Genomic DNA, 7268 nt, shown 5'->3' with positions numbered 1-7268 from the left:
GGGCACGCCACTCCCGATGGGACGCAAGCCTTAATCCGTTTCGCCCGGACGAAAATCATCCAGGCCGGCGGGTACCCGGACATTCAGATCGACTGGCACGGGCATAACGACCGCGGCCACGGTGTGGCAAACGCCCTCTCGGCCATCGAAGCCGGAGCAGATCGCGTGCACGGCACGGCGCTCGGTATCGGCGAGCGATGCGGCAATACGGCGATGGATCAGCTGCTCGTGAATCTTCATTTACTCGGCTGGTTTCAGCACGATCTGTCGAAATTGACCGAATACAGCCAGCTGGTCTCTGAAGCTTGCCGCTTTCCCATCCCGGAGAATTATCCGGTGGTCGGGAGGGACGCCTTCCGAACGGCGACCGGAGTCCATGCCGCTGCGATCATTAAGGCGAAGGGGAAGGGAGACGAATGGCTGGCAGACCGAGTTTATTCCGGTGTTCCCGCGGGTGTATTCGGTCTTCACCAGACGATCGAGATCGGTCCGGTGAGCGGAGCGTCCAATGTGATCTACTGGCTGAAACAACGCGGAATCGAACCGGCGGAAGATACGGTTAAGTCCATATTATCTAAGGCCAAACAAAGCCGGACGGTCCTGACGGAAGAGGAGATCTTGGCCGTTGTCGAGAATAATTGATTTCGATTTGACGGCCTGCGGTAGGAACTTGTGTGTCGGTTTTCGTCCCTTCGGCGAACGGAACCCTAGTATCGTTGACCTGTAAAGCCATAAGTTTTAGAATTTATTAGAGATTATTCCCTTAAACCTCCCACGAGGAAGGAACCGTTGACCTACCGTTTGATATCGGCAAAGAGCGTATTTGTTTGCCTGTCGTTTTTCTTGATCACGGCGCGTGTTGAAGGAGCGGAGCCCGCTTCGCCCGAGTCCCGGCTCAAGAAGGCGGAGATTTCGGTTTCTTCCATCGAGGGGACTCTCAAGAAATTTGTGAAAGCCGTCGCCAAAGCCCGAGAAGAAAACGACATCAAACGGCTCAATTGTTTGATGACGAAGATGGATCTCGTGAAGGGCTTCTTAAAGGCATCCGAGCGAGCCAAAGTCGTCCTGATGGAATCCTCGTTTGCCGGGGACGCCAAGACAGCCGACATGTACGGCCAAAAGATCGGGGCGTACGGAAAGAACACTTCCGAGATCGAGAACTCGATCGAAGAGTGTTACGGAGTTGGAGGGACGGGAGATGGGACCACCGTGGTCTACATACGGCCCTCCGGTGAGGGGATGGAGAGCGCCGACGGAACCGTTCTTTCACCGTTCGGAGAAGATGACCTTTATCCGGCCGAAGGCTATCCCGCTGTGCCTCCGGCCAGTCCGTTCCGTTGAGGCGAAACTACAGCGGATAACGACCATTAGACGAACCGGTGAACAGCAAAATCCCGCGCTTGCTGGATCGCCGCAGACGGAGAGCAGTTGCGTCTGCGGCCCTTCTGACGGCGACTACAGTATTCGTAACGATGACCACCTCCTTCGCCCAAAATTATTCTGAGAACCGGCCGGGCGTCTCCAGAGGTCGTGAAACCGGGTTACGGCTCGGGGGTTCCCGCTTGCACGGCGCATTGGACGTCGCCAGCTCATACGATTCGAACTCGCTCTATTCCGATCAAAATCCCCAATCGGACTATGTGCTCGTGGTTATTCCCGGAGTGGATTGGGAGTTCAGTCGAACCAAGTTCAATCTCCTTACCGGCTATCGATTCACGTATCGGAATAACTTCGAACAGGACGTTCAGGACGATCTGGCGCAGCAAGCCAATCTGGTTGCCTCCTACGCGCTTTCTCGCCGACTCGATATGAAAGTCACGGAGAAGTACGAAGACACATCGGAACCGGCGGACGTCGAGATTCCCGAGCGGCTCGGAAGAATCACCAACAACGCGGGGGCGGAGGTTCGTTACCACACCCCGGGCGACGATCTGGACTTGGCGCTCAAATACGCCAACATGTACGAAAAATACGAAGCGCTTCTCAGCGCTCTTTCGTTTTATGACAACAAAGTGAGTATTACGTCCCGGGTGAACATTTCTTCCCATTTCCGATTCCTGCCCAAGAGCGTCGCGTCGGCCACCATGGAATACGGTCAAACGAATTTCAATGACGATCCGGTCGCTCCGGTGGCCAACAATGATTCCCGGGGCATCTCTTTTTCGGCCGGTCTCAATAGCCAGTTTACGAGGAAGATCGGCATATCGGCCAATGCCGGCTTCGCAACCCTTCAGTTCGAAGGCGGTCCGGATGCCACATCCGCGACCGGCTCAATCGACGCCCGGTTCACGCCCCGGTCGGCCTTGTCGGTGACGACGGGCTATAAGTACGATGTGCAGGTCAGCACATTTACGAACTACTTCCAGGATCACCACGTTCATCTGGACGGCAATTACCGTTTCGCCCGGCGTTGGGAAACGCATGTAAGAACTTCCTACGATTTTCTCGACTACTCCCCTCCGAACCTCAATGCGGACGGCTCCACGCGCGCCGACTCCGTGATCCAAGGACTTGCGGGTCTGACCTTCGAACTGTTCGCATGGATGCATTTGAAAACCGAGTACCAATTGGACTACCGGGATTCCAACGCCGTGGATCCGCTGACCGGGAGCAACAGCGCGAGTTTTTTGAAACACCGCGTGAACGTGGGGATCAGTGTCTATTATTAGAACAAATCGCAACCTGCGCGCGCTCGCGTTTTTCGCTATCGCTTTTTGCGGCGGTCTGCTGGCGTCGGAGAACGACTATCGGGTCGGTATCGGAGACGTTCTCGACGTCAAAGTATTGGGGGAAGCCGAGTTTTCCGGAAATTTTCGCGTCGGCACGGACGGAAAAATCGACTACCCTTATTTACGTAAGATCGAAGTCAAAGGAAAAACCACGGAAGAACTCGGGAAAATGCTGACCGAACGCCTTCGGGATGGCTATCTCGCCGATCCCCAGGTAAACGTGGAAGTCCGCGATTATCAGAGCCAAAGAGTCATGGTCTTGGGGGCGGTAAAGAATCCCGGAACATATGTTCTCAAGGAGGAGACGAAAGTCCTCGATCTGATTTCAAAGGCGGGAGGAATCGCGGCCGAAGGCGGAAAGCGAATCCTCCTTCTTAAAGGCGCTCTGAAGAATTCGAGTCAAAAACAGGCCCCCGCTGAATCCAACAAGAAGACCGGGGAAACCGGAGATCAAGTTCCGGCGGTCGTGGTAAAGGAGGCCCTCTCTTCCCCCTCGATTAAGCCGACGGTGATCGACTATTATCGGTTGGTGCACGAGGGGGATTTCACGGAGAATCTCGTTCTGGAAGACGGAGACATTTTGAACGTGCCGAAGGCGAACGAGATTTTTGTTCTGGGCAACGTGGCCCGGCCGGGTCCGGTGAAATACGAGGACAATTTGAGCATTTTGCAGGCCGTGACCCTGGCCGGAGGCCCGACCCCAGAAGCGTCGACCAAATCGACCTACATTCTCCGGCAAGAGGAGAAGGGAGAAACGAAGATCAACGTGCGTCTCGACCGAATCCTCAAGAACGAGGAAAAAAACGTGATGCTGAAAGCGGATGACGTGATCGTCGTCCCGGAGAGTTTCTTCTAATGCCCGATCTTCCGGTCAAAGAATACCTTCACCAGATCTGGAAGCGGCGCAAAGTCGCCGGTCTCTTTCTGGTGTCCGTGTTCGTGATCGTGACGCTCGTGACGATGCGGCAGGCGCGTGTCTACCGGGCGGTAACGGTCATCGAGATCGGAGCCGAAACTCCGGACGTCGCGTTCTTCCAGGATGTCGTCAATGTCTCGCCGTACGGCTGGTGGTCGGCGCTCAAGTACTACGAAACCCAGTATCAGATCCTGAAGAGCCGCGCGCTTCTGAGCAAAGTCGCGGCCAGAGGGATTGAAAAGGGATTGGTCAAAGGGATGTCGGCGGATCAATTGACGAGCCATTTGCAGAACGGAATATCGATCGGCTCGGACGATAAAAGCCGTTTGGCGCAAGTCTATTTCGACGACAACGAACCGAAGCGGGCCCAAACCCTCGCCAACCTGATCGCGGAGGTCTATGTCGACGAAAACCTTTCCCAAAAACTTTTGGGGATCACGCAGGCCGTGGAGTGGCTGAACCAACGGCTCAAAGAGATCCAAGCCGAGAAAAAACAGCAGGAGCAGGAGCTTCAAAAGTACAAAGAGGAGTACAAGGTCGTTTCGCTTCAGGATGGGGAGAACGTGGCCAAGGCAAATCTTGTGGCGTTGACGGAATCTCTGAACACCCTCAAGAGCAAACGGATCGAGCTGGAGGCCCAATATCGAAAATTGAGCGAGCTGGTGAAACAGTCGACGCGTGCGGAAGACCTTCTGGGCGTGGTTTCCAGCGACCTTCTCACGAAACTGAAGCACGATTTAGCCGATCTTCGAAGCGAGCGGAGCAAGCTGATCTATCGGTACGGTGAAAAGCACCCCAGCATGATCAAGCTGAACGCCCAGGTAACTGAAATCGAAAGGTTGATCCGCCAGGAAGTGGCCAACGAGGTGAGCCGGCTGAAGACCAAGTTTCTTCTGGCGAAAGCGGAGGAAGATTCGATTTCCGAGGCGCTGGAGAAGCAAAAGATGGAAGCGCTTCGGATCGATGAGGTCAATCGAAAACTGGCCGACATTCAGGTGATCACGAATACGAATCAGCAGCTCTTTGAGACGCTTCAAAAGAAAATCAAAGAGGCGGATCTCTCCGGTTTGGTGCGGAGTAACAACATCCGGATCGTCGACCGAGCCGTCGAACCGGGCAGTCCCATCCGTCCCGACGTCAAGACAAACCTGCTGCTGGCCGTAATTATCGGTCTCTTGGGCGGAATCGGACTCGCGCTGGCCCTCGAATATTTGGACGACACGATCAAAACGCACGAAGATGTCGAACGATACCTTAAACTCACGGTTTTGGGGCTGATCCCACGCTTTGGCGCGGGGGCAAATGGTAACGGAAAGGACGGGGAGATAGCGTTTGTTCCGTTCCGGGAGCCCACGGTGACGGTTTCCGAGTTTTACCGGACACTTCGTACGAACATTCTGTTTCTTTCCGCGACGAAAGGCCTGAAAAAGATCCTGATCGTATCCACCGGTCCCGGAGAAGGAAAGACCGTTACGGCGATTAACTTGGGAATTACGTTGGCTCAGACGGGTGAACGCACCGTGATCATCGATCTGGACCTTCGCCGTCCCAAACTTCATCACAATTTCAATGCACCCAGCCGTATGGGCGTCACCAATGTTCTCCTGGGTGAACTTACGCTCGAAAAGGCCGTACAAAAGAGCGAAATCAAGGATCTCGATTATCTGGTTGCGGGGAGCATCCCTCCCAACCCCGCGGAGCTCTTGGGATCCAAGGAATTGCGGCAGCTTCTGGACCGCCTGGCCCAAATGTACGACCGGGTGATCGTCGATTCCTCGCCCGTGGCGCCGGTGACCGATGCCGTAGTGGTGTCCCAAGCGGTGGACGGCGTCGTCATGATCGTGCGCGCGGCGCATACGCACCGAAAAGCGGTCATTTTCGCCCTGGATCAGATCAAAGCCGTTCGCGCCGAGGTATTGGGAGCCGTTCTCAACGATGTCGACATCGCCAAATCGACGTACGGAAATTATCAGTACTACAAATACGGTTACTATTCCTATAAGACCGAGACGGAAGACGCCGAGGAACCCGAATTGCCCAGGGCGAGCGCTTAGCCGGCCGTTGAAAAAGGCTCATTCTAAGAACCCTCAGCGTTGCGACATCTGGTGGATCAACGTCTCTTCGAGCGATTGCATCGTCACGTGCGGAAGACCGGTCAGCGCGCAGCGTTGTTCGATCGCGGAACGCTCCGACGGCTTTGCGGACGGAATGGCGATGACGATTTGGTCCACTTTCTTTTCAGCCAGGATCCGGGGCATTTCCTCTTGGGAGCCGACGATCGGAATTCCGAGAATCGATTTTCCATGCTTTCGCCGGTCGTCGTCGAGAATCGCGACGGGTCGCAAATTCCATTGGCGGTTCCGGCGGACCTCGTGAAGAAGAAACCGGCACGCCTCGCCGCCGCCGATGACGAGAATGCGGACGCCGCTTTCCGGAAAGGCGAATACGGACTCTCGGAGACCGCGCAGCAAGGCGCGGGTTCCACCCATGGCGACGAGGAGCAAGATGAAGTCGATGACGAACACCGTCCGGGAGAAACCCTCGAAACGGTAAAAGCCGAGGATCACCAGAATCGTGCCGACGGAGGCCAGAAGGTTCGACTTTAACATCCGGCTGAATTGGTCGAAGTCAATGTAGGTCCAGAGACCCCGGTACAATCCCGTTGCCAGGAAAATAATGAGCTTCGTCGCCACGACGAGCGGCAAGCTTCGGGCGAGCTGCTGAAGAAAATACGAATCGAGGTTCCAATCGTATCGGAGGAGGTAGGCCAAGTTGTAACTGCCGCCGATCAAAACCGTGTCAAGAACGATTTCAACGATCCGCCGCTTATACATGATCTCCAGGCGCGGGATTTGCCGGCGTTCCTTGGGAGCGGCGGCCTTGTCGTAGATTTTCGCGTCGGTGAGAAAAATTCCGAGCGTGACGACAAAGATGAAGAGCCCCCCGGCCAAAAGAACCCAGGAAAAGACGTCGTATTCGTGGGCGAAGAGTGCCGTGGATCCGAAAAGGATGGCCAGACCCCAAAGGATCCACACGGTTTTCCGCTCCGTCAGGCCAAGCGCCACGAGCCGGTGGGAAGCGTGATCCCGGCCGCCGCGGCTGACGGGTCTGCCGTGCAGTTTGCGATTCAGCGCGACGAGCGTGGTATCGAAGATCGGAACGGCCAGAAGGAGCGCCGGCGTGGCCAGCATCAGGACGAGATTGGAAGCGCTTTGCCAGGTGTCCGCAATCGTGAAAGCGGCCAGCGTAAAGCCGATCCATTGCGATCCGCAGTCGCCCATGAAGATGCGCGCCGGGTGAAGATTAAAGACCAAAAACCCAAGGACCGAGCCGGCGAAAATTGCGACGGCGGTGGGTGAGATGCCCCCTTCAATCTGGCCGGCCAGGAGGCCGAAAAAAACGGCCGCAATTACGGCGATACCGCCCGCCAAGCCGTCCATGTTGTCCAAAAGGTTGAAGCCGTTGGTGATCGCGACGACCCAGGCGATCGTCAAAGGGACGTAAAAGAGAGGATTCCCGGTGAACGCCACATGGATTCCAAAAAGGATCAAGAGGCAGGCGGCGGCGATCTGTCCCGCGAGCTTTATGTAAGGGAGCATGGGGCGCCGGTCGTCGATGAGGCC

At 55.8% G+C, this 7268-nt stretch carries 6 protein-coding genes; 5 read left to right on the top strand and 1 reads right to left on the bottom strand.

Going from position 1 to position 7268, the window contains the following annotated elements; all coding sequences use genetic code 11:
* The 5 genes from VI895_14430 to VI895_14410 form a co-directional block, all read left to right on the top strand.
* Positions 1-642, top strand: a 642-nt coding sequence (locus tag VI895_14430; protein HLG20996.1) for a 2-isopropylmalate synthase, incomplete at its 5' end; no start/stop codon positions are given.
* Between the two features lie 147 nt (positions 643-789).
* Positions 790-1341 (top strand): hypothetical protein, encoded by a 552-nt coding sequence (locus tag VI895_14425; protein ID HLG20995.1) that lies wholly within the window; start codon positions 790-792, stop codon positions 1339-1341.
* Positions 1342-1472: 131 nt separating this feature from the next.
* On the top strand, positions 1473-2669 hold the full coding sequence (locus tag VI895_14420) for an outer membrane beta-barrel protein (protein HLG20994.1): 1197 nt from the start codon (positions 1473-1475) through the stop codon (positions 2667-2669).
* Entirely contained in the window at positions 2656-3585 is a 930-nt protein-coding gene (locus VI895_14415) for a polysaccharide biosynthesis/export family protein (GenBank protein ID HLG20993.1), read from the top strand. Before VI895_14420 ends, VI895_14415 begins: the two co-directional genes overlap by 14 nt.
* Positions 3585-5699, top strand: coding sequence for a polysaccharide biosynthesis tyrosine autokinase (locus VI895_14410; GenBank protein ID HLG20992.1), 2115 nt, complete (start codon positions 3585-3587; stop codon positions 5697-5699). Before VI895_14415 ends, VI895_14410 begins: the two co-directional genes overlap by 1 nt.
* A 33-nt stretch (positions 5700-5732) precedes the next feature.
* Here VI895_14410 and VI895_14405 read toward each other — a convergent pair.
* Positions 5733-7268, bottom strand: a 1536-nt coding sequence (locus tag VI895_14405) for a hypothetical protein (GenBank protein HLG20991.1), incomplete at its 5' end; no start/stop codon positions are given.

Source organism: Bdellovibrionota bacterium, assembly GCA_035292885.1.
Lineage (GTDB): Bacteria > Bdellovibrionota_G > JALEGL01 > JALEGL01 > DATDPG01 > DATDPG01.
This window is presented reverse-complemented; position numbering and strand designations above follow the sequence as displayed.

Excerpts from the sequence above, each read along its gene's own strand:
- VI895_14420 (HLG20994.1), top strand. The coding sequence starts at position 1,473 with ATGACCACCTCCTTCGCCCAAAATTATTCTGAGAACCGGCCGGGCGTC.
- VI895_14410 (HLG20992.1), top strand. The coding sequence starts at position 3,585 with ATGCCCGATCTTCCGGTCAAAGAATACCTTCACCAGATCTGGAAGCGG.